Origin of the sequence: Pseudomonas sp. JZ114 (assembly GCF_051027705.1) — a bacterium.
GTDB classification, from domain to species: domain Bacteria; phylum Pseudomonadota; class Gammaproteobacteria; order Pseudomonadales; family Pseudomonadaceae; genus Chryseomonas; species Chryseomonas luteola.
On the sequence record NZ_CP069256.1, the window covers coordinates 574,245 to 593,783 of the forward strand.

The 19,539-nt window shown below is 57.1% G+C and carries 20 protein-coding genes and 1 riboswitch; of the genes, 8 read left to right on the plus strand and 12 right to left on the minus strand.

The window, feature by feature from the left end; all coding sequences use genetic code 11:
• Positions 1-21: 21 nt before the first annotated feature.
• The 4 genes from ispA to JQR90_RS02805 form a co-directional block, all read right to left on the minus strand.
• The gene (gene ispA / locus JQR90_RS02790) at positions 22-900 is read right to left on the minus strand and encodes a (2E,6E)-farnesyl diphosphate synthase (protein WP_010796885.1); all 879 of its coding nucleotides are present in this window, start codon (positions 898-900) and stop codon (positions 22-24) included.
• Positions 897-1,139, minus strand: a complete 243-nt coding sequence (locus JQR90_RS02795; protein WP_010796886.1) for an exodeoxyribonuclease VII small subunit — start codon at positions 1,137-1,139, stop codon at positions 897-899. Before JQR90_RS02795 ends, ispA begins: the two co-directional genes overlap by 4 nt.
• Before the next feature lie 429 nt (positions 1,140-1,568).
• Positions 1,569-2,300 (minus strand): TrmH family RNA methyltransferase, encoded by a 732-nt coding sequence (locus tag JQR90_RS02800; protein ID WP_010796887.1) that lies wholly within the window; start codon positions 2,298-2,300, stop codon positions 1,569-1,571.
• A complete protein-coding gene (locus JQR90_RS02805; protein ID WP_434140389.1) occupies positions 2,300-3,949 on the minus strand; it encodes an NAD(P)/FAD-dependent oxidoreductase in 1,650 nt (549 codons plus the stop codon). The genes JQR90_RS02800 and JQR90_RS02805 overlap by 1 nt, the downstream gene beginning before the upstream one ends.
• Positions 3,950-4,189: 240 nt before the next feature.
• On the opposite strand from JQR90_RS02805, the gene rlmE reads away from it, so the two are divergent.
• Positions 4,190-4,810, plus strand: coding sequence for a 23S rRNA (uridine(2552)-2'-O)-methyltransferase RlmE (rlmE, locus tag JQR90_RS02810; protein WP_019366818.1), 621 nt, complete (start codon positions 4,190-4,192; stop codon positions 4,808-4,810).
• A gap of 255 nt (positions 4,811-5,065) precedes the next feature.
• Here the strand turns inward: rlmE and ppa are convergent, their stop codons facing one another.
• Entirely contained in the window at positions 5,066-5,593 is a 528-nt protein-coding gene (gene ppa / locus JQR90_RS02815) for an inorganic diphosphatase (RefSeq protein ID WP_010796890.1), read from the minus strand.
• Positions 5,594-5,783: 190 nt separating this feature from the next.
• Between ppa and JQR90_RS02820 the strand changes: the two genes are divergently transcribed.
• On the plus strand, positions 5,784-6,893 hold the full coding sequence (locus JQR90_RS02820) for a mechanosensitive ion channel family protein (protein WP_074823385.1): 1,110 nt from the start codon (positions 5,784-5,786) through the stop codon (positions 6,891-6,893).
• Here the strand turns inward: JQR90_RS02820 and JQR90_RS02825 are convergent.
• A complete protein-coding gene (locus tag JQR90_RS02825; protein ID WP_434140391.1) occupies positions 6,833-7,666 on the minus strand; it encodes a zinc-dependent peptidase in 834 nt (277 codons plus the stop codon). The genes JQR90_RS02820 and JQR90_RS02825 overlap by 61 nt on opposite strands.
• A 3-nt stretch (positions 7,667-7,669) precedes the next feature.
• Positions 7,670-8,326: a DedA family protein gene (locus JQR90_RS02830; protein ID WP_010796893.1), complete on the minus strand. Its 657-nt coding sequence runs from the start codon at positions 8,324-8,326 to the stop codon at positions 7,670-7,672.
• 271 nt (positions 8,327-8,597) lie between these two features.
• On the opposite strand from JQR90_RS02830, the gene mpl reads away from it, so the two are divergent.
• From mpl to ribB, 5 genes are all read left to right on the plus strand, one after another.
• The gene (gene mpl, locus JQR90_RS02835; RefSeq protein WP_434140393.1) at positions 8,598-9,947 is read left to right on the plus strand and encodes a UDP-N-acetylmuramate:L-alanyl-gamma-D-glutamyl-meso-diaminopimelate ligase; all 1,350 of its coding nucleotides are present in this window, start codon (positions 8,598-8,600) and stop codon (positions 9,945-9,947) included.
• Between the two features lie 45 nt (positions 9,948-9,992).
• Complete coding sequence (locus JQR90_RS02840) at positions 9,993-10,631, plus strand: LemA family protein (protein ID WP_074823375.1); 639 nt, start codon at positions 9,993-9,995, stop codon at positions 10,629-10,631.
• Positions 10,632-10,640: 9 nt separating this feature from the next.
• Positions 10,641-11,270: a flavin prenyltransferase UbiX gene (gene ubiX, locus JQR90_RS02845; RefSeq protein ID WP_074823373.1), complete on the plus strand. Its 630-nt coding sequence runs from the start codon at positions 10,641-10,643 to the stop codon at positions 11,268-11,270.
• A complete protein-coding gene (locus JQR90_RS02850) occupies positions 11,263-11,547 on the plus strand; it encodes a YceK/YidQ family lipoprotein (RefSeq protein WP_010796896.1) in 285 nt (94 codons plus the stop codon). The genes ubiX and JQR90_RS02850 overlap by 8 nt, the downstream gene beginning before the upstream one ends.
• A gap of 47 nt (positions 11,548-11,594) precedes the next feature.
• Positions 11,595-11,738: riboswitch (FMN riboswitch) on the plus strand.
• Between the two features lie 81 nt (positions 11,739-11,819).
• Positions 11,820-12,479: a 3,4-dihydroxy-2-butanone-4-phosphate synthase gene (gene ribB, locus JQR90_RS02855; protein WP_434140395.1), complete on the plus strand. Its 660-nt coding sequence runs from the start codon at positions 11,820-11,822 to the stop codon at positions 12,477-12,479.
• A gap of 21 nt (positions 12,480-12,500) precedes the next feature.
• Here the strand turns inward: ribB and JQR90_RS02860 are convergent, their stop codons facing one another.
• Together JQR90_RS02860 and JQR90_RS02865 are read right to left on the minus strand one after the other, a co-directional pair.
• A complete protein-coding gene (locus JQR90_RS02860) occupies positions 12,501-12,971 on the minus strand; it encodes a YbaK/EbsC family protein (RefSeq protein ID WP_404625242.1) in 471 nt (156 codons plus the stop codon).
• A 63-nt stretch (positions 12,972-13,034) separates the two neighbouring features.
• Entirely contained in the window at positions 13,035-14,411 is a 1,377-nt protein-coding gene (locus tag JQR90_RS02865; protein ID WP_404625243.1) for an L-serine ammonia-lyase, read from the minus strand.
• A gap of 128 nt (positions 14,412-14,539) precedes the next feature.
• Here JQR90_RS02865 and JQR90_RS02870 point away from each other — a divergent pair, with 128 nt between their 5' ends.
• On the plus strand, positions 14,540-15,475 hold the full coding sequence (locus JQR90_RS02870) for a LysR substrate-binding domain-containing protein (RefSeq protein WP_404625245.1): 936 nt from the start codon (positions 14,540-14,542) through the stop codon (positions 15,473-15,475).
• Here the strand turns inward: JQR90_RS02870 and JQR90_RS02875 are convergent.
• From JQR90_RS02875 to JQR90_RS02885, 3 genes are all read right to left on the minus strand, one after another.
• On the minus strand, positions 15,455-16,096 hold the full coding sequence (locus JQR90_RS02875; protein WP_010796901.1) for an oxidoreductase: 642 nt from the start codon (positions 16,094-16,096) through the stop codon (positions 15,455-15,457). The genes JQR90_RS02870 and JQR90_RS02875 overlap by 21 nt on opposite strands.
• A 121-nt stretch (positions 16,097-16,217) precedes the next feature.
• A complete protein-coding gene (locus tag JQR90_RS02880) occupies positions 16,218-17,981 on the minus strand; it encodes a C13 family peptidase (RefSeq protein WP_286788253.1) in 1,764 nt (587 codons plus the stop codon).
• A complete protein-coding gene (locus JQR90_RS02885) occupies positions 17,911-19,473 on the minus strand; it encodes a HAMP domain-containing protein (RefSeq protein WP_010796903.1) in 1,563 nt (520 codons plus the stop codon). Before JQR90_RS02885 ends, JQR90_RS02880 begins: the two co-directional genes overlap by 71 nt.
• Between the last annotated feature and the right edge of the window lie 66 nt (positions 19,474-19,539).

Sequence of the window (19,539 nt, forward strand, 5' to 3'; positions counted from 1 at the left end):
TTCGAGCTGTTCTGTGTGTGACTAGTGGCGGCGTTGGACGATGTAGAGTGCTAATGCCCGCAAGGGTTCGGCAGACTCGCCAAAGTGCTGCAAGGCCTGCTGGGCTTGTTCACACAATAGCTGCGCATAATGCTTGGCCTCATCCAGGCCCAGCAGGGCCGGGTAGGTTGGCTTGTCCCGCGCAACATCTGCGCCCTGGCGCTTGCCCAAGGTGGCGGTGTCGCTTTCTACATCCAGCACATCGTCCTGTACCTGAAAGGCCAATCCTACTGCGCGGGCATAGTGGCTCAGGGCATCCAGCTGCTCGAGCGTGGCCTTGCCGCTGGCCAATGCACCCAGGCGGACACTGGCCTCGATCAGTGCGCCAGTCTTGTGACGATGCATGATTTCAAGCGCCGTCTGGTCTATCTGTCTACCAACGGACTCAAGGTCAATGGCCTGACCGCCTACCATGCCGGCAGGGCCAGAAGCCTGAGCCAGGACATTAAGCATTTCCAAACGTGTCTCGGCCGTTTGCGGTGCGTTGGTCAGTATTTCAACTGCAAATGTTTGCAGTGCATCGCCTGCCAGAATGGCACACGCTTCGTCGTAAGCCTTGTGCGTAGTCGGACGGCCACGACGCAAGTCGTCGTCATCCATAGCCGGCAAGTCGTCATGCACAAGTGAGTATGCGTGGATCAGCTCGACGGCGCACGCAGCATTGTCGGCCTGAGAGGGCTCTCCCCCAAGGGCTTCGCAGGCGGCATAAACCAACAGGGGGCGCACACGCTTGCCGCCACCCATGACGCTATAACGCATTGCCTCATACAGGCGATCGAGCTCCGGACGTGGCGAGACGAACAGGGTGTCCAGCATGGCGTCGACACGTGCCTGACTGCGAGCCTGATAATCCTTGATCATGTGTCGTCGCCCTGTACGTCGAAGGGGGCTTCGGTCATGACTCCGTCGCGCTCGAGCAGAATCTGGACTTTCTGCTCAGCCTGACTCAGTGCACTCTGGCATTCACGGGTCAGGCGAATACCCTGTTCGAAGGCGCCCAGTGATTCTTCGAGGGAAAGCTCACCGCTTTCCAGGCGCTCGACCAGGGTTTGCAGTTCTGCCAGGGAGTGTTCGAAATCGGGAGCTTTCTTGCGGGCCATTGGCAATCTCGGGGGTGATACACAATCGCGGGACACTAGCAGAGGCGTGGAAGCCGAGTAAATACTTGCAGCGGAAATAAGAACGGCCCTGTCCAGGAGCCGATGGGGTAAGCGCCAGGACAAGGCCGTATACGGCTGGACAGACGCCAAGGCATCGGTCCGGGAGGAAGTGCACTCTATAAGGTGTTACCAAGCGAAACTGTTTGCTCGCTGGCCAATACACATAGCAACTATCGCGCCAGGGCATGACAATTTGATTTCAGGGGCTTTCTACCTGAAAAAATAGAAAACAGATGCGCTTTTGTGGAGCAAAAACCGCTGTCTGAGTATTTCATGGCGCAGTTGAAACTATCTCCTCGCTACAGCGTTACGTGAGCGTCGAGCACGGGATCTGCTTTTTGCTAAGCGAGGTGACGTTCCTGATATCGGCTATCGACTCAGCTCATACGCACACATGTTGACTGTTGATGCCAGGTTCAGCGATTCGATAGCGCCGCATCCGGGAATGGTAAAAGGTCGCGCATTAAGTACGGTCAATTGCTCATGGGGTACGCCGCGTGCTTCATTGCCGAACAGATAGCAATCGAATGTCTTAAACGCTGCCGATTGAACGTGATCACCACTCATATCCAGACAGGCAATGCGGTCAAACCGTGTGCGCAGCGAATCTATTTTCACGTCCAACTCAATGGATGCATGAAAAATGGCGCCCATGCTGGAGCGAACAACTTTAGGGTTGTACGGATCAACACTGCCAGGGCTAAGCAAGCAGCGAAAGTTACCGAACCATACCAGCGTGCGCAGGATGGTGCCGAGATTGCCCGGATCCTGAATTTCATGCAGGTAAATGGCGCGCTCGTTATCAGCAAGCGCGCAACCCGGTGCGTTAGTGGCCGGCATCGGTACCAGCGCAATAACGCCTTGCGGTGTTTTGGTATCGGATATCTGCGCCATTTGGCGGTCACTGATCACATGGGTTTCAAACGAGCTTGCCCAGTGTTCATAGGCCTCGGTTACATAGAGCTGACTGCTCTGTAGCAGCGGATTCTGTAGCGCCGCCTTTTGTAACTCCAGCAGCAGGTGTTCGCCCTCCACCAGAAAATAACCGAACTCGGCCCGGTATTTCTTCTGGTGAAGTTTTTTGACGTCATCGAATTTCATCAAGACGCCGCTCGGCTGGGCTGCATGTTCGCCATCTCAAAGTCCGATAGAAGCGATTTGGCCAAAGCCTCGGCAACTTTAATTCCATCTACGCCCGCCGACAAAATGCCCCCCGCATAACCGGCACCTTCACCAGCCGGATACAGGCCGCGCAGGTTGAGGCTTTGCAAGGTCTCGTTGTCGCGAGTAATGCGGACTGGAGAGGACGTGCGGGTTTCGATACCTGTGAGAATGGCATCATCACGATCAAAGCCACGAATCTGCTTGCCGAATGCCGGCAACGCTTCGCGGATGGCCTCGATGGCATAGTCTGGCAGCGAGGGCGCAAGATCACCCAAGCGTACGCCGGGTTTGTAGGAGGGCTCTACCTCGCCAAGTTCGGTCGACGGCACTCCACGGATGAAGTCGCCCACCAATTGTGCTGGTGCGCAGTAATCGCTGCCCCCCAGCTCGTAGGCCCGGGACTCAAGGCGTTCTTGCAGATCCAGGCCAGCCAACGGGTCGCCTGGGAAATCCTGCTCCGGGTTGATACCCACAACAATGCCTGAGTTTGCATTGCGCTCGTTGCGCGAGTACTGGCTCATGCCATTGGTCACGACGCGCCCCGGCTCGGAGGTGGCGGCCACTACGGTTCCGCCGGGACACATGCAGAAACTGTAGACGGCACGACCGTTTTTGGCGTGATGCACTAATTTGTAATCGGCGGCGCCCAGCTCCGGATGGCCGGCGTATTTGCCCAGGCGAGCCTGATCGATCATGCCTTGCGGATGCTCGATGCGGAAACCCACCGCAAAAGGTTTGGCTTCGATATATACGCCCTGGCGATGTAGCATGCGGAAGGTATCGCGAGAGCTGTGGCCCAGCGCGAGCACCACATGGCGGCTGCGGATTGTCTCGCCATTGGCTAACACCACACCTTCAAGCTGGCCGTTGTCGATCAGCAGATCGGTCACTTTACTCTCGAAGCGCACCTCGCCACCCAAGGCGATGATCTCCTCACGCATCGCTGCGACCACGCCAGTGAGACGGAAGGTGCCGATATGCGGCTTGCTCACATACATGATCTCTTCCGGCGCGCCAGCGCGGACGAACTCGTGCATCACTTTGCGGGCGTAGAACTTGGGGTCCTTGATCTGGCTATAAAGTTTACCGTCCGAGAACAGGCCGGCTCCTCCCTCACCAAACTGCACGTTGGATTCCGGCGTCAGGATCTTTTTACGCCACAGCGCCCAGGTATCCTTGGTGCGTTTACGTACATCCTTGCCGCGCTCCAGTACGATGGGCTTGAATCCCATCTGTGCGAGCAGCAGCGCTGCGAACAATCCACAAGGACCAAAGCCTACGATTATCGGGCGCTCCCACAAGTGGGCGGGCGCCTGAGCTACTGGGTAGTAGTGGGTATCCGGTGCTGGACGTACATGATTGTCATCGGCAAAGCGCGCCAGGATTGCCGCCTCGTTGCGTGCCTCTAGATCGATGATATAGATGAACAGAATGACGCTGTTTTTCTTGCGTGCATCGTAGCTGCGCTTGAATACAGTGAAGTTCAGCAAGTCGGCGTCGCTGATGCCCAGGCGTTTGACAATAGTCTTGCGCAACTCATCCGAGGAGTGATCAAGAGGCAGGGACAGTTCGTTGATGCGAATCATGGCGGTAATCCTGGCCGGTGACTCCGGCAAAGGAAGCTTTAGAAGGGATGGGGTAAGAGGAGAATTATACATCTCTCTATCCATCCCCGACAGCCCTGCCTAAGAAAGTGCTGCACGATCCCCGCCCACCAGTCGTGCATTATCGGTTTATAATTATCGCTATTGTGCGTCCAATCGCTTTCTGTTTTTTCCAGGCGTTGGTCTGCTTCTCCCATTGAATTTTCCGTGCTTGGCTCCCTCATGAAACGATCCAAAAGCAGCCGCCGTTGGCTGGATGAACACGTCAACGATCCTTATGTTAAGCGGGCTCAGAAGGATGGCTTGCGTTCTCGTGCCAGTTACAAGCTGATCGAGCTGAACGAGAAGGACAAGCTGATACGTCCCGGCATGCTGGTCATGGACCTTGGCTCCGCACCGGGCGGTTGGTCACAGGTGGCTGGCGGTCTCGTAGGCGAGAAGGGACGGGTTCTGGCTAGTGACATTCTGCCGATGGACCCGCTGGAGAACGTCGACTTCATCCAGGGCGATTTCACCGACGACGCGGTGTTCCAACAGATCCTCGACAAGCTCGATGGCAATCAACCTGATCTGATCATTTCTGACATCGCTCCCAATATCAGTGGCATCGCTGCTGCCGACCAGGCGTCCTCGATGTATCTGGTCGAGCTCGTCCTTGATATGGCGCGTCAGGTCCTCAAGCCCAACGGCAATCTTGTAGCCAAGGTATTCCAGGGAGAGGGCTCCGACGAGTTTCTGAAAGACGTTCGCACCTCATTCGAGAAGGTGATGATACGCAAGCCAGAGGCATCTCGGCCGCGCTCAAGGGAGGTCTATCTGGTGGCAAAGGGGTTTAAAGGATAAGGCCCCGCGGTGTGCTCTTCAGAGCTTGACGCATCGCTGGATTGCGCACAGTCCAGCGATGACAAAAAAACAAAAGGGCACCTTTCGCTGAGCGTTATGCCCTCCCGCACTATTCGCTAGATGACCGCCTTGGATAGCGCTCAACGAGTCGATGCAGAACTAAAGGTCTGGCTTTGTTCAGGTTTGACCGAAACCGGGTAAAACGATAGGCATTAAAAAGCCGGCTTGTGGCCGGCTTCGTGAGGTAGTAGCGACTTATTTTTGGTAAGCCGCGACTGCCTTTAAGATCTCCGCACGGGCTTCTTCAGCATTGCCCCAGCGTTCAACTTTTACCCACTTGCCTTTTTCAAGATCCTTGTAGTTCTCGAAGAAGTGCTTGATCTGCTCCAACAGCAGAGCCGGCAAGTCGGTATATTCCTTTACATCATGGTACAGCACAGACAGTTTGTCATGCGGAACGGCAACTAATTTTGCATCGCCACCGGCTTCGTCGGTCATGTGCAGTACGCCAACCGGACGTGCGCGAATGACGGCGCCTGGTGTAACCGGGTAAGGCGTTACGACGAGCACGTCGAGGGGATCGCCATCATCAGCCAGCGTGTTGGGGATATAGCCATAGTTGGCCGGATAGAACATCGGGGTCGCCATGAACCGGTCGACAAACAGAGTATCGCTATCCTTGTCGATTTCGTATTTGATGGGTGCATGGTTAGCCGGGATTTCAATCGCGACGTAGATGTCGTTCGGCACGTCTTTGCCGGCCGGAATCTTGCTATAGCTCATAGAGCGACTCACCTTTGTTGGTAGGCCAAATTGATGTGGTTTGGAGTATAGGCATATTTGACTCGCGATTCGAGCCTTGGGGTGGGATAAGGTTCAAAGCAGGAACTTTGTAACGGTAAAGGACCCGAAAAAAGAGGCCTGCCTGTTAGAGGGTGGGGCAGCTTTCCTCTGAATCGGAGACAACATCGGCATGTTCCAATGGATCAATGAGGCGACAGCCATCAACTTGGCGCTTGCACTTGTCATTACTATCATCAGCTATGGCGTCATTCGCCGGCTCGTTACAGCCGTTACCAGTCGCGTTGTGAATTGGTCCTCCCGAGCAAACAGCGGTTGGGCACATTACGTAGGCGAGATCATTGGTCGAACCAGTCGCTTGCTGATTCTGCTCATGGCTATTCAGATCGGACTGTATGTCATTGATCTGAGCCCAAGCTGGGAGGCACGCGTCAGCCATATCTGGTTCCTGGTCCTGGCTCTACAGTTCGGGCTGTGGGTCGATGGCGCAATTCTGCTGTGGGCACGTTCGGCACTGCAGAACAGGAATGGCCATCAGCGCAGTCAGCTCACCATGACCATGATTTCGCTGATGGTCCGGGTAGCCTTGTGGACGGTGGTTCTGCTTGCAGTACTCTCCAACCTGGGTGTGGATATCACGGCGTTCGTCGCCAGCCTGGGTATTGGTGGTATTGCCGTCGCGCTGGCCGTTCAGAATGTGCTGAGTGACCTGTTTGCCTCGCTGTCCATTGGTATCGACAAGCCTTTCGAACAGGGTGATTTCGTCGTATTTGGCGATATTGCCGGCTCCATTGAATACATCGGTCTCAAGACCACGCGGATTCGCAGCCTTAGCGGTGAGCAGGTGGTTTGCTCCAACACGAAGCTGCTGCAGCAGACGATCCATAACTATAAGCGGATGTCCGAACGGCGGGTGCTGTTCCAGTTCGATATCAGTTACCGTACACCTGCCGATCAAGTGGGTGAAATTGCTCCACTCGTAAAGCAGATTGTCACGTCATTGGAGAACACCCGTTTCGATCGTGCGCATCTGCTGGCACTGGAAAGCAGCGCCTTGAAATTCGAGGTGGTGTATTACGTGTTGAGCGCGGACTACAACCAGTACATGGATATTCAACAGAACATCAATCTGGCACTGCTCAAGGAACTGGACCAGCGTGGCATCAAGTTCGGTATGCCTGTTCGGTCGCTGGAGTTTCTGGAGGAGGTTCCCTTGGCCTATCAGAGTTCGCCGGACGCTCCTCGTGGAGGTGACTCGGCTGCGGGAATTGAAATCCGCTGAGCCAATGTCTGTAGCCGCGTCAGTGGATCCTGACGGAAAAACTGACGTAGCTGCATATAAACATCTGGGTATGCCTGATCGAGTACATCGGGTGCGGTAAAGAAGTATTCACAGCAGACGGCAAAGAACTCAGCAGGATGCTCGCTGGCATAGGGATCGATCAGTGTTTCCTTATGGGTATCAATCTGTCGGTTGAGGTCATCGTAAGCAGCCTGCATGACCTCAGCCCAGCGAGGAAGCGACATGTCCCGGTGCAGTGGGGGCAGGCCATTGGCATCGCCGTTGAGCATGTCGAGCTTATGCGCCAATTCATGAATGACCAAGTTGTAACCCGTCCAGTCACCGCTCTCCTGAACACCCGACCACGCCAGAATCACTGGACCTTGTAGCCAAGCCTCACCGCTATGGCTTTCGCTTTCCTCATGTTCGATTCCGCTATCGTCACGGTAGCGTTGTGGGCTGACAAAGTCCGAGGGGTAGAGGATCAGCTCGTGGAAGTTGCCATACCAGTCTTCCTCAGGCAGGTATAGCAAGGGCAGTTGGGCCTGGGCAGCCAGGGCCAGGCGGTCAACGTCAGCAAGCGCAATGTCACCCAGTAGCGTCAGGCGTTTATGCGCCAGAAAAAGGATGCTGCGCTGTTGAAGCCGTTGATCAGATTCAGGCGGGAGTCCGTCGAGGAAAGGCAGGCGGGAATGAACTTCATCCCAGAGCGCCGGCGGGATAACGGTCCGTTCAAGGACACGTCGATCCCGCCAGGCGCGCAGGGACCACATGCGTTAGCCGATTTCGCTGCGGCTGGGGCTCGGCCGCAGGCGACGGCTGACCATGCTGATGACCATGGGCAGCAGCGAGATGGCAATGATGGCGATAACAAGCATGGACAGGTGCTGCTTGATGAACGGCACATTGCCAAAGAAGTAACCCAGCGTGACCAGGCCGCCTACCCAGAGGAACGTGCCCAGGACGCTGAAGCCCAGAAAACGGAGATAGTGCATGCGACCGATGCCCGCCACGAATGGCGCGAACGTTCGGATGATGGGCAGGAATCGCGCCAGGGTAATGGTCTTGCCGCCATGCAGGGCATAGAACGCCTGGGTGCGCTCCAGATAGTCACGACGGAATATCTTGGAGTTTGGTCGCGAGAAAAGCTTTTCACCCAGGGTTCGGCCAATGACATAGTTTGTACTGTCACCGGCAACGGCCGCAAAGGCAAGAAGACTACCCAGAAGCCAAGGGTCCATGCCGCCTGTTGCGCAAATGGCACCAGCAATGAACAGCAATGAGTCACCGGGCAGGAAGGGCATGACTACCAAGCCCGTTTCGCAAAAAATGACCAGGAACAGGATGAAATAGATCCATGACCCATAGTTGCTGACCAGCATTTCCAGGTAAACGTCGAGGTGGAGGATCAGATCGATCGGGTTAAAGTCCATGTACAGCCTATCTATGGCAGCGGGTCGAAGCTCCATTATAGGGCGAAGGCTCTAGGTCGCGAGTAGCCATTAGGGTAAACGGTAGGGTGGGATTTGCGATCTACCGCACGGATATCTGCTTTCTTCTCTTTCAAGGTCGGAGCTCGGCTGGGATCAGATGGAATTTCGTGATTCACGAGGCGGATGAACCCATAGAGTCCTGACGGCGCTGTGCTAACCTTCGGCTCGTTTTCAATGGGGCTGCCAGGGCCTCGCTTGTCAGGGGTTATTCATGCATATCCACATTCTCGGCATCTGCGGGACATTCATGGGCTCTCTGGCCGTGCTGGCCAAGGAGTTGGGTCATCGGGTGACCGGTTCCGATGCCAATGTCTATCCGCCCATGAGTACGCAGCTGGAGGCACAGGGTATCGAGCTGATGCAGGGATACGAGCCTGCCCACCTTGAACCGGCGCCGGATCTGGTCGTGATCGGCAACGCACTCTCCCGGGGTAATCCGGCTGTGGAGCATGTCCTGAACAAGGGGTTGCCCTATGTATCCGGACCGCAATGGCTGGCAGATCATGTATTGCAGGGACGCTGGGTTCTGGCTGTAGCGGGTACCCACGGCAAGACCACCACCACGAGCATGCTAGCCTGGGTGCTGGAGCATGCAGGCATGAGCCCGGGCTTCTTGATTGGCGGTGTACCCCAAAATTTTGGGATATCCGCCCGGCTGGGCGGAACGCCTTTCTTTGTCGTAGAGGCTGACGAGTACGATAGCGCCTTTTTCGATAAGCGCTCCAAGTTCGTCCATTATCGACCGCGCACCGCTATCCTGAATAATCTTGAGTTCGATCATGCCGATATCTTTCCTGATCTGGCAGCGATCGAGCGGCAGTTTCATCATCTGGTGCGTACGATTCCAAGTGAAGGACTCATCATTCATCCAACTGCTGAAAAAGCGCTGTCTCATGTCCTGACGATGGGGTGCTGGACGCCGGTTCAGACGACAGGAGAGGGCGGGCAGTGGCAGGCCCGCTTGCTCCATGAGGACGGCTCGTGGTTTGAGGTAATCTTCGATGGGAAGACACAGGGAACGGTTGAGTGGAGTCTGACCGGCCAGCATAACGTAGCCAATGCTCTGGCCACCTTGGCCGCCGCGCGGCATGTAGGCGTCGTGCCGCCTCAAGGGATCGAGGCGTTGAATGCATTCAAGAGCGTCAAGCGCCGAATGGAAACGGTTGCCGAAATCAACGGCGTCACGATCTATGATGACTTCGCCCATCATCCCACGGCCATTGCCACTACGCTTCAGGGATTGCGAGCACGTGTAGGAGAGGAATCCATCATTGCAGTCATCGAGCCTCGGTCCAACTCGATGAAGTTGGGCGCCCACCGTGACGGCCTGCCGGACAGTGTTCGACAGGCCGACTCCGTTATCTGGTATGCGCCGCCGAACCTGGGGTGGGATCTGGCCGAGACAGCAGCGAATTGCCCTGTGCCGGCGGTTGTTTGCGACTCGCTTGAGGCCATTATCGCGCGCGTTAAAGAGGCGGCGAAAGGCAGGACCCATGTAGTCATCATGAGTAACGGCGGGTTTGGTGGCTTACATAAAAAATTAGCTGAAGCATTGCGTTAAGCTTTGCATTACGCTGCTGCCTTTTGTCTTCAATGGAGTGAAATCATGGAGTATTTGTTGATTCTGTTAGCCCTAGTCGTGGCGCTAGCAGTTTGGGTCGTCTCGCAATACAACAGCCTGCAAGCGGCAATGCAGGCGATTCGCGAAGCCTCCTCAAACTTGCAGGCTTCGATGCGCAAGCGGGTCGACTTGGCTAATCAGGTGATCGATATAGCCTCTGGGTATGGCGAGCACGAAAAGCTAACCCACGTTACCCTTTCAAACAATATTGAGGGCGCGATGGAGCGGGTATCTGCGTTGGCGCAGAATTATCCGCAATTGCGTGCCAATGAAACCTACCAGACGCTAATGGAGCAGCTAGAGCGGCTGGAGCAGACAATCTTCGAGAGGCGCGAGTTCTATAACGAGCAGGTCAAAGGCTATAACGTCAAGCGCAACAGCTTTCCTACTGTGTTGATTGCCAACAAACTGAATTTCGACACGGTGCCTTACTTTGATAGCGAAGACCCAGAAGCGTTAAACAATATCAAGTTATTTGCACGGGATGACTCTGAGGCCCTACGGTTAGCTTTAAATAAAGGAAGTGATGCTGTAGTCCGCTCAGTTGCGACAGCTAAAACTAAACTAGCCAGCAAGCTTGAGGACAAGCGCGATACATCTTCTACCCCCAGTAATCCGGAGTAAGGAGACATGATGGCTGGCCCTGAACGCATTACTTTGGCAATGACCGGCGCTTCTGGTGCTCAATACGGATTACGGCTGCTTGACTGTCTGGTGCAGGAGGAGCGTGAGGTTCACTTCCTGATCTCCAAGGCTGCACAGCTGGTCATGGCCACTGAGACCGATGTGGCGCTACCGGCTAAACCTCAGGCCATGCAGGCGTTTTTGACGGAATACACTGGTGCTGCGCCCGGGCAGATTCGAGTCTTTGGCCAGAGCGACTGGATGGCGCCTCCGGCGTCAGGTTCCAGTGCGCCGGCAGCCATGGTGGTTTGCCCATGCTCGACCGGTACGCTGTCCGCCATTGCAACTGGTGCCTGCAATAACCTGATCGAGCGCGCTGCCGATGTGGCCATCAAGGAGCGGCGTACCTTGGTTCTAGTGCCTAGGGAATCACCGTTTTCCAGTATTCATCTGGAAAACATGCTCAAGCTGTCCAACCTGGGCGCGACGATTCTCCCGGCTGCGCCAGGCTTCTATCACCAGCCGCAAACGGTGGATGATCTGATCGACTTTGTCGTGGCCCGGATTCTTAATACATTGAGTATTCCCCAAGACATGCTGCCCCGGTGGGGCGAGCATCATCTGGTGAGCGATGAGTAAGTTCCTCTGTGCGTGCCTGGTGCTTGTGCTGAGTGGCTGCGCCAGCGTCAGCACGCTCAACGCCAGCAAGCCGGGCGCTCCGATCGTTTACTCGGGAACCCGGCTGGACTGGTATGCCATTCAAGGGGGCTGCTGTCCAACGGAGCGCTTTGGCGTAGAGGCTCCCGCCTATCCCGGGTTCGATCTGCCGGGCAGTCTGCTGGTGGACACGGTGTTATTCCCCCTTGCCCTGGCAAAGGTGTTGGGTATCGGGCTGAACGTTCGCGGAGGCAGTTGAGCTATCCCCAGGCATTGGCGAAGGCGGCTTCACTTCGTTATAGTCGGTCGGGTCTTCAGGGCGGGGTGAGATTCCCCACCGGCGGTAAACCACATGGTGGCAAGCCCGCGAGCGCTCCGATACGTCGGAGGTCAGCAGACCTGGTGTGATTCCAGGGCCGACGGTTATAGTCCGGATGAAAGAAGATGCGTTTGTCTGCCTATGCCGCCTGGCATAAGTAGCGTCTGCGCTTTTTGCCCTGAAACGTTCACTCACTCCAACGAGGACGTTTCATGCCTATGCTCGACCCACAACGCCATTCCCGCCTGCATGCTGCTGTAGCAGCCTACCGCGAGGGGCGTCCAGTGCTTCTGCTTGATGATGCCGACCGCGAAAACGAAGCTGATCTGGTAGCCGCTGCCGAAAACCTCACCTTGAGCACGATGGTAAAGATGATCCGGGATGGCAGCGGTATTGTCTGCCTGTGCCTGGATGATGCCAGTGTGCGGTGCCTAGACCTGCCGCCCATGGTCAAGAATAACCAGGCGCGCCATGGTACGGGATTTACAGTATCCATCGAGGCGGCTGAGGGCGTGACAACCGGTGTGTCGGCGGCTGATCGCATGACGACTATTCGCGCGGCGCTGGCTTCTTGTGAAGGTAAGAGCCGGATTGTCAGCCCGGGGCATATCTTCCCATTGCGTGCACGAGAGGGCGGCGTTCTGACGCGGCGAGGGCATACCGAGGGCTCGGTGGAGCTGGCCATGCTGGCAGGGCTACGTCCGGCGGCCGTATTGTGCGAGCTGATGAACCCTGATGGCAGCATGGCGCGTGGTACTGATGTCGAGCACTACGCGCAGCAGCACGGGATACCGGTGCTGACCATTGAGGAGATCGTGCGTTACCGTGAGGAGGAAGCACTATTGGCATCCCAGTCGGTCAGCCTCGTCTGATGTAGCGCCAATGTCTGCCAGCTACTCGGTCGGTTCCTGGCAGACATCCACCCATTGGGCCTCGACCAGTTCGGCCAGCCGTTGCGGGGTAATGCGCACGGCGCTGTGGATTGCGCCAGCTGCCGGCAGGACCTCATCAAAAGCTTTGAGCGAGCAATCGCAATATACCGGCATGGGCGTTGCCAGTCCGAATGGGCAAACGCCGCCTACCGGATGGCTGGTCAGCAGCTGCACGCGCTCGCCATCCAGCATCTTGGCTTTGCCGCCAAACGTAGCCTTGAGCTTTTTATTGTCCAATCGTGCATCGCCTCGTGCCACGAGCAGCACCTCACGCTCACCAATCTTCAGTCCAAGCGTTTTGGCAATTCGCCCCGGTTCGACGCCATGTGCCTCGGCCGCCAAGGCAACGGTTGCGGTGCTGGTTTCAAGCTCAATGATGTGAATATCCGGGGCGTAGGTCGTGAAAAAGTCGCGGACTGAATCCAGGCTCATGAGGGGCTCCCATTCGGTAGAGCCTGGATTCTTGAAAAGCCGGGCGCGTGCGTCAACCCTTGATCAGCATTCAACCATGCTGACAGCGAGCCCGCCCCGAGAGGTTTCCTTGTATTTGTCCTGCATGTCGGCACCGGTATCACGCATGGTGCGAATGACTCGATCCAGCGAGATGAAATGTTCTCCGTCACCGCGTAGCGCCATCTGGGCGGCATTGATAGCTTTCACGGCGGCAATGGCATTGCGCTCGATACAGGGCACCTGAACCAGTCCTCCCACCGGGTCGCATGTCAGGCCTAGGTTATGCTCGAGGCCGATTTCCGCAGCATTTTCCACCTGTTCTGGCGTTGCGCCCAGCAGCTCGGCCAGCCCGGCAGCCGCCATGGCACAGGCCGAGCCCACTTCGCCCTGACACCCCACCTCGGCGCCCGAGATCGAGGCATTCTTTTTACACAGAATACCTACTGCGGCTGCGGCCAGCAGATAGCGCACAACATCTTCATCGTTAGCATCCGGGTTGAATTTCATGTAGTACATCAGTACCGCAGGAATGATGCCCGCCGCGCCGTTGGTAGGCGCCGTTACCATGCGACCTCCCGCGGCATTTTCCTCGTTGACCGCCAAGGCGAACAGGTTGACCCACTCCATGGCTGAAAGCGTCGAGCTGATAACGCTCGGGTTGGTCATCGCCCGCAGGCTACGGTGTAGGCGAGCAGCGCGACGTGGGACTTTAAGGCCGCCCGGCAGTACACCTTCGTGAGCCAGCCCATTCCGGATACATTCGCGCATGGTCTGCCAGATATGTAAAAGGTTTGCGCGAATGTCATCCTCGCTGCGCCAGGCTTTTTCATTGGCGAGCATGAGGGCGGAAATGGATAACCCATGCTCACGGCACAGGCGTAGCAGTTCTGCTGCGCTGGAGAAGTCATAGGGCAGGGCAGTGGTATCCTGATCACGCTGACCGCTGGCCGCCTGTTGGCTGTCGATAACAAAACCGCCGCCCACGGAATAGTAGGTTTCCTCGAACAGCTCTCCAGTCTCGCCAAATGCGGTAAGGGTCATTGCATTGGGATGGTAAGGCAGGTTCTCATGGAGCAGATGCAGGTCTCGTGTCCAAACGAACTCTATGGGGTGGCTACCCCCGAGCATAAGCGTGTTTTCAAGCTTGAGCGTCTGGATACAGGGCTCGATCCGGTCGGGATCAACCCGGTCTGGCCACTCTCCCATCAGCCCCATCAACGTTGCACGGTCAGTCCCGTGCCCGACACCTGTTGCGGACAGGGAGCCATACAGGCGTACTTCTACCCGGCGAGTCTGCTCCAGGCATTGTTGCTCACGTAAGGTGGAGACGAATAATGCACCGGCTCGCATGGGGCCTACCGTGTGAGAGCTGGAAGGACCCACGCCGATTTTAAACAGGTCGAATACGCTGATGGCCATGCTGAAGTCCTGAATATGAGGTTCAATGGTGACCGTAACGTACGTAACAGTCTGAGGATCATCATGGGAAAAGCGGCCTCCCTGCACAATCGATACGTTCTAAGCGACCCTTTAGTAGAGCTAAACCCATGAGCCGGATCCTAAACGCGCAAACGCAAGCTTGGCTTCAAGTATTTGCCTGTGCGGCACGCCACCTGTCCTTTACCCGCTGTGCCGAGGAGTTGCACGTAACGCCAGGCGCCATTAGCCAGCAGATGCGACAGCTGGAAGAGCGGTTGGGGTTCAAGCTGTTTCACCGAATAGCCCGTGGGCTGGAGCTGACGGCGGAGGGGCAACGGCTGGCCTCAACGGTCAATCAGGCCTCAGGACTTGTGGATGCGGAGCTGCGACGGCTGAATGCCGGTCAGTTTGGCGGCGTGCTCCGGCTACGCTCGATTCCTTCCTTTCTCGGCAAATGGGTCATGCCGCGGCTACCCAAGCTGCAGGCTCGCTTTCCGGATATCCAGCTTCGGGTCGTTGCTGAGGACAGTTCATGGTCGCTGCGCGAGGGCGAGTTTGACCTTGCCATTGATCTTAATGACGGTAGTTATCCTGGTCTTGCATCCACGTCGTTGCTGGACGAGCAGATATTTCCGGTGTGTGCTCCTTCGCTGTTGGAGGGGCGCCCGTCACTTGATCGTCCCGAGGCGCTGGATCATTACCCATTGCTGCATGACATCACTGCCTGGCGCGGCAGTTATGAGTATGCCGAGTGGGAGTTTTACCTAGCGTCCATTGGCGCCCCTGCACTGGATGTCAGGCGAGGTCATACGTTCAATCGCAATCACCTGACTATTGAGGCGGCCATTGCCGGCATGGGGGTTGCCATCGCGCGGCGCCATTTGATCACTAACGAGCTGGAGCGGGGTGCGTTGGTTATTCCCTTCGGGGTATCCGTACCGGCGCGCAAGCGTTATGTTCTGCTTTATGCGCAAGGTGCTCTCGCTGATCCACGTGTACGTTCACTGCATGACTGGCTGGTTGAGGAGGCCCTGGCCAGTGCGTCAACGCCCCAGCCGGCGTAACTCGTCCGACTCGACAAAACGAACACCGTCGCCTTCCTCCAACGCGAGTCGCCAGAGTGCTCGTGCCAACACGCAGACCTCAATGCCATGCCACTTGCCAGGCAGCAGCTGGGAGAGCGGGGCGGCAATCTGCTCGCCCAACCGCGGCTCGTTACGGGGGCCGAGCAACAGCGAGGGGCGTGCAAAGGTGATCTGCGGCCAGCCTTGATCCTGTAGTGCCTCTTCAAGCTCACCTTTTACCCGGTTGTAAAAGATCGAAGAGGAAGCATCGGCACCAATGGCACTGATAACCACAAAGTGTCTGGCACCCAGTTCGCGTGCGCGACGTCCGACAGCGATGGGCAGGTCATAATCAATGGCGCGAAAGGCTTCCTGTGAGCCAGCTTTCTTGATCGTGGTGCCCAGGCAGCAAAAGGCCGTGTCCAGCGGGCCGGTGAGCTGAGACAGCATATCCAGCAATTCGCCGACCGGGTTTTCCAGGCGTGGATGAGCAGGAAGTGGTCGGCGGGTGGGCGCCAGGACACGTTGAATGGTTGGCTCATTCAGCAGGCGATCCAGTAAGTGTTCGCCGGTAAGCCCCGTGGCGCCTGCAATCAGGACATGTTGCGGAGTCAGGTGCATCGCAAAGCTCCTTTCGATGAGCATGACTGGCGGAGCAGGTAGGCGGCCCGCGCTTCTGTCCGGTCCGCTTCGTTGTAATGCCCGCCCTTATCCCATCGGACAACATTTAAGGGCGAAAGGCTCATTGCTCTGCAACGTGGCTGGTTGATCCGGCGCGATAGGCCTGCCATTTTTTCAGAACAGCAGGCGGCGCCCAGATCTGCGGCTCCGATGGCTCGAACCCTTGTGCCGCCTCGCGCTCGGCGACACGCTTGCTGGCGATCGAAAATGCCTGCTCGGGATCGTCTGTTGCCTGGAAGGCTTCTGCAAACAAGGCCTTGCCAAAATAAGTGAAGTCCGCTTCGTCCGTGCAGCCAAAAGACGTCCGGTCCGCGCGTGAGGCGGTAATGACCATGGTATGGTCATCCTGCAGCGGGGGAAGGAAGCCGCCGCTGTAGCAGGCTGAAACGACAACGATCTTGTCACGGTTCTTCAGCGGCTCAAGCAGGGACGCAAACTCAATGGCCGGCAAGCTGGCCAGTTGCAGACCCGGCTCGCTCAAGGATAAACGATGGTCGGAGGAGCCATGGCTGGTGAGGTAGACAAAGATCAAATCCTCAGGCCCTGAGCGCTCGGCCAGGGTGGCAATGGCGCGATGAAGATTTTCCCGCGTTGCCAGTGGGGTTACGCTTTTAAGATCACGCTGATTGATCAGGCGAACCACGCTACGGGCATTAAAACGATTGACCATCAGCTTGGCGACATAATCGGCTTCACGTTGAAACACGCGCTGATCGCCATCGCCTGCTAGAGTAATACCGTAAAGCTCGGTACTGGCCGTAGAGGGACGGACGTTATTGAGTTCCTGACCCAGGCGCTCGCCTTGTTCCAGTAGCGCAACTTCCATGGGGTCAGGTTGGTAAACACCGTCATCGCTGCGGATGAACTGGCCTTCGCTCCAGAGCCCGCTTTCGCGGCGCCCATCGGCATGGGTGTAGGTGCCATTGCCATCGAACTGGCCGTTCAGGAAGTCACCGATATACACGCTGCCGTCTGCCTCGGTGTATTGCCCCAGCCCATGGTACTGCCAGCTTTTGAAGCTGCCGCTGTAACGGCTGCCATCGCTGCCATGGTACTTGCCTTGGCCGGTCATTTCCCCTTTCTGGAAGGACCCTTCCCAGACATTACCATCTACGCTTTGATAGCGACCCTGGCCGGAGAAAGCACTGTCAACAAAGTTGCCTTCGTACAGATTGCCTTCCTGATCGACCCATTGACCTCTGCCGTTCAGGCGGCCATCCGTGAAAATGCCGTTATATTGACTGCCGTCGCTTTCAGTCCGCGCGCCGCGGCCCTGCATGCGGCCCTCGAAGAAATCACCTTCGTAACGCCAGCCGTCATTGGACTCCAAGACCCCTTTGCCATGGTACATCCCCCGGTGGAAGGAGCCTTCGTAACGTCCGCTGGGGGAGGTCAGCTGCCCCTGGCCTTCATAGAGGCCATGGTGAAAGCGGCCTCGATAGCGGGTGCCATCCACAAAAAACCGCTCGCCCAGGCCTTCGGCCAGGCCGTCTCTGAACGAGGCCCGCAGCCAGTTGCCATTGGCCCAATCGAGGCGCCCCTCACCTTGCAGGCGTCCGCGCTCCACATCGCCGTGGTAGACCGAGCCATCCGGCAGACGGATCTCGGCTGCCTGAGCGAAAGGGGCGGGAAGAATTACGAGGCTCATGGCGAGCCCCAGGGGAAGAAGCGCTCGGGTCGCCCGATAGGGCGGCCTTACCATCCAGAGGGAACGGCCCTGATGGATGCGGGCCGCCAGCCGGCGTGTGCCGGCTTTAACGGGATTCGAGACGAACCAGATGGCGTTCAAGGGTAGACGAATAGGGTTCAAGCAGGCGTTCGACACAGCTGGCACCTTCTGGACTCGCAATAGAGCGGATTCGGGCACGCTGGCGCAGCAGTTCATCATCGGCGATGCTGTGCTCGACCAGGAGCAGGTTGCGACTGTGCCGACTGAGTGCGATAGCGTTCCGGACCGTATCGTTATTGAGCAGCTCGGGCAGCTTCAGGTTCACCAGACGTTCGCCCTGCGTCAGACCCAGCTGCAGCTGCAGCGTGATCCCGCTGTCGGCTACTTCGACCTGAAGGGCATGGCCTAGCGCTCGCATGATTTCACCGCAGCACAAGGCATGAGTCAGATAATCATCTTCGCCCTGGGTTTCGTGGAAAAGGATCAGGCTGCCGCCATCGATGAGGCTATGCAGTTCACCCTTGTACAGCGAGGTGGCCTGCTCCAGGCAATCCCTGTAACGCTCCAGAAGACTGACCAGGCGCGCACGGGGCAGCTTGCGTAACTGCTCTTGAGACCCGAGCTGGATCGCCAGTACCGCGCTGGAAACGATGTCGGGTTCTGACGCCATGGCCGGTGTAACGGGCTCGGCGGCTGCCGCTGTCTCTACAACTTCGTTTTCTGCCTCGTCCGGCATGACATCGGCAAAGGCGTCTTCGTCGAACTCGTCGTCACCGTCTTCGGTAGTCACCGGTGCTTTGGCCGGTTTCTTAGCGGCTGCGGCAGCCTTGCGTGGTGAGGTGGAGCGAACCTTGATACCGGCGCTTTCATCGAGGAACGGGTTGTCCTCGTCGCCTTCTACCGGAGCTGCTGCCTTAGCTTTCTTGGACGGTTTAACCGGTGCCGGTTTGGGTTTTTCCGGGACCAACCGCGCCTGGAGCTGACGTGCCAAGTCACCAATTTCATCCTGACGACCAACGCTGGGAGCCGGATCATCCGGGTCACGCAGCCAGACGCGCAGCTCCAGCAGGGGCGTGGAAATGTTGCGGCCCAGGCGAAGGCTGAGAATCAGAGTCAGCATTAACAGGATAAGCGCCAACAATCCCATGTTTTGCAGGCTGATCACCATGGGTTGCTGGAACTGATTCATGTCCAGACTGATACGCAGCTGGCCAGTGGTCACGTCTTGAAACTTGATTGATGTGGAGTAGATGCCTTCCGCCTCGCCCAGAAGATTGCGCGTCGGGCGGGTGCCTGCTTCGGCCAGTACACGATTATCCGGGCTGAACACTGCCGCATGGGCAACCAGCGGATTACGCGCCAGATTGCCCAAGAGCACGTTGAGGCTCAGCGTATCGTTGGATACCAGCAGCTCCGTCGCTGAGGCGGCCGTCTGGGTAACCAGCGTCTGACCTACGGCATCGGCCTGTTGCTGCATGGCATGCCGGAACTGCAAGGCCACGACAACGGCATAGATCACCAGGGCGGCGATGACGAGAATAAGGCTATGGGAAACAATGCGGAGCGCGATAGGAACACGGCGCTGGCGCATTGCACGAAACAGCAGAACGAAGAAATTGTCGGGCTTGACGGTCGCGTGCCGGGTCACTGGTGAATTCTTTGGGCAAAAATGTGGAGCGAAGTATAACCAGCGACCAGAGGTCGTTAAAGCGTA

What these genes read in the sequence shown, in the direction of transcription:
- ribB (WP_434140395.1), top strand. Translation starts at nt 11,820, where the DNA reads ATGCCTATGCTCGACCCACAACGCCATTCCCGCCTGCATGCTGCTGTA.
- mpl (WP_434140393.1), top strand. Translation starts at nt 8,598, where the DNA reads ATGCATATCCACATTCTCGGCATCTGCGGGACATTCATGGGCTCTCTG.
- JQR90_RS02805 (WP_434140389.1), bottom strand. Translation starts at nt 3,949, where the DNA reads ATGATTCGCATCAACGAACTGTCCCTGCCTCTTGATCACTCCTCGGAT.
- JQR90_RS02820 (WP_074823385.1), top strand. Translation starts at nt 5,784, where the DNA reads ATGTTCCAATGGATCAATGAGGCGACAGCCATCAACTTGGCGCTTGCA.
- JQR90_RS02870 (WP_404625245.1), top strand. Translation starts at nt 14,540, where the DNA reads ATGAGCCGGATCCTAAACGCGCAAACGCAAGCTTGGCTTCAAGTATTT.
- ppa (WP_010796890.1), bottom strand. Translation starts at nt 5,593, where the DNA reads ATGAGCTATAGCAAGATTCCGGCCGGCAAAGACGTGCCGAACGACATC.
- JQR90_RS02800 (WP_010796887.1), bottom strand. Translation starts at nt 2,300, where the DNA reads ATGAAATTCGATGACGTCAAAAAACTTCACCAGAAGAAATACCGGGCC.
- JQR90_RS02860 (WP_404625242.1), bottom strand. Translation starts at nt 12,971, where the DNA reads ATGAGCCTGGATTCAGTCCGCGACTTTTTCACGACCTACGCCCCGGAT.
- JQR90_RS02875 (WP_010796901.1), bottom strand. Translation starts at nt 16,096, where the DNA reads ATGCACCTGACTCCGCAACATGTCCTGATTGCAGGCGCCACGGGGCTT.
- JQR90_RS02865 (WP_404625243.1), bottom strand. Translation starts at nt 14,411, where the DNA reads ATGGCCATCAGCGTATTCGACCTGTTTAAAATCGGCGTGGGTCCTTCC.
- JQR90_RS02850 (WP_010796896.1), top strand. Translation starts at nt 11,263, where the DNA reads ATGAGTAAGTTCCTCTGTGCGTGCCTGGTGCTTGTGCTGAGTGGCTGC.
- ubiX (WP_074823373.1), top strand. Translation starts at nt 10,641, where the DNA reads ATGGCTGGCCCTGAACGCATTACTTTGGCAATGACCGGCGCTTCTGGT.
- JQR90_RS02825 (WP_434140391.1), bottom strand. Translation starts at nt 7,666, where the DNA reads ATGTGGTCCCTGCGCGCCTGGCGGGATCGACGTGTCCTTGAACGGACC.
- JQR90_RS02830 (WP_010796893.1), bottom strand. Translation starts at nt 8,326, where the DNA reads ATGGACTTTAACCCGATCGATCTGATCCTCCACCTCGACGTTTACCTG.
- JQR90_RS02795 (WP_010796886.1), bottom strand. Translation starts at nt 1,139, where the DNA reads ATGGCCCGCAAGAAAGCTCCCGATTTCGAACACTCCCTGGCAGAACTG.
- ispA (WP_010796885.1), bottom strand. Translation starts at nt 900, where the DNA reads ATGATCAAGGATTATCAGGCTCGCAGTCAGGCACGTGTCGACGCCATG.
- JQR90_RS02840 (WP_074823375.1), top strand. Translation starts at nt 9,993, where the DNA reads ATGGAGTATTTGTTGATTCTGTTAGCCCTAGTCGTGGCGCTAGCAGTT.
- rlmE (WP_019366818.1), top strand. Translation starts at nt 4,190, where the DNA reads ATGAAACGATCCAAAAGCAGCCGCCGTTGGCTGGATGAACACGTCAAC.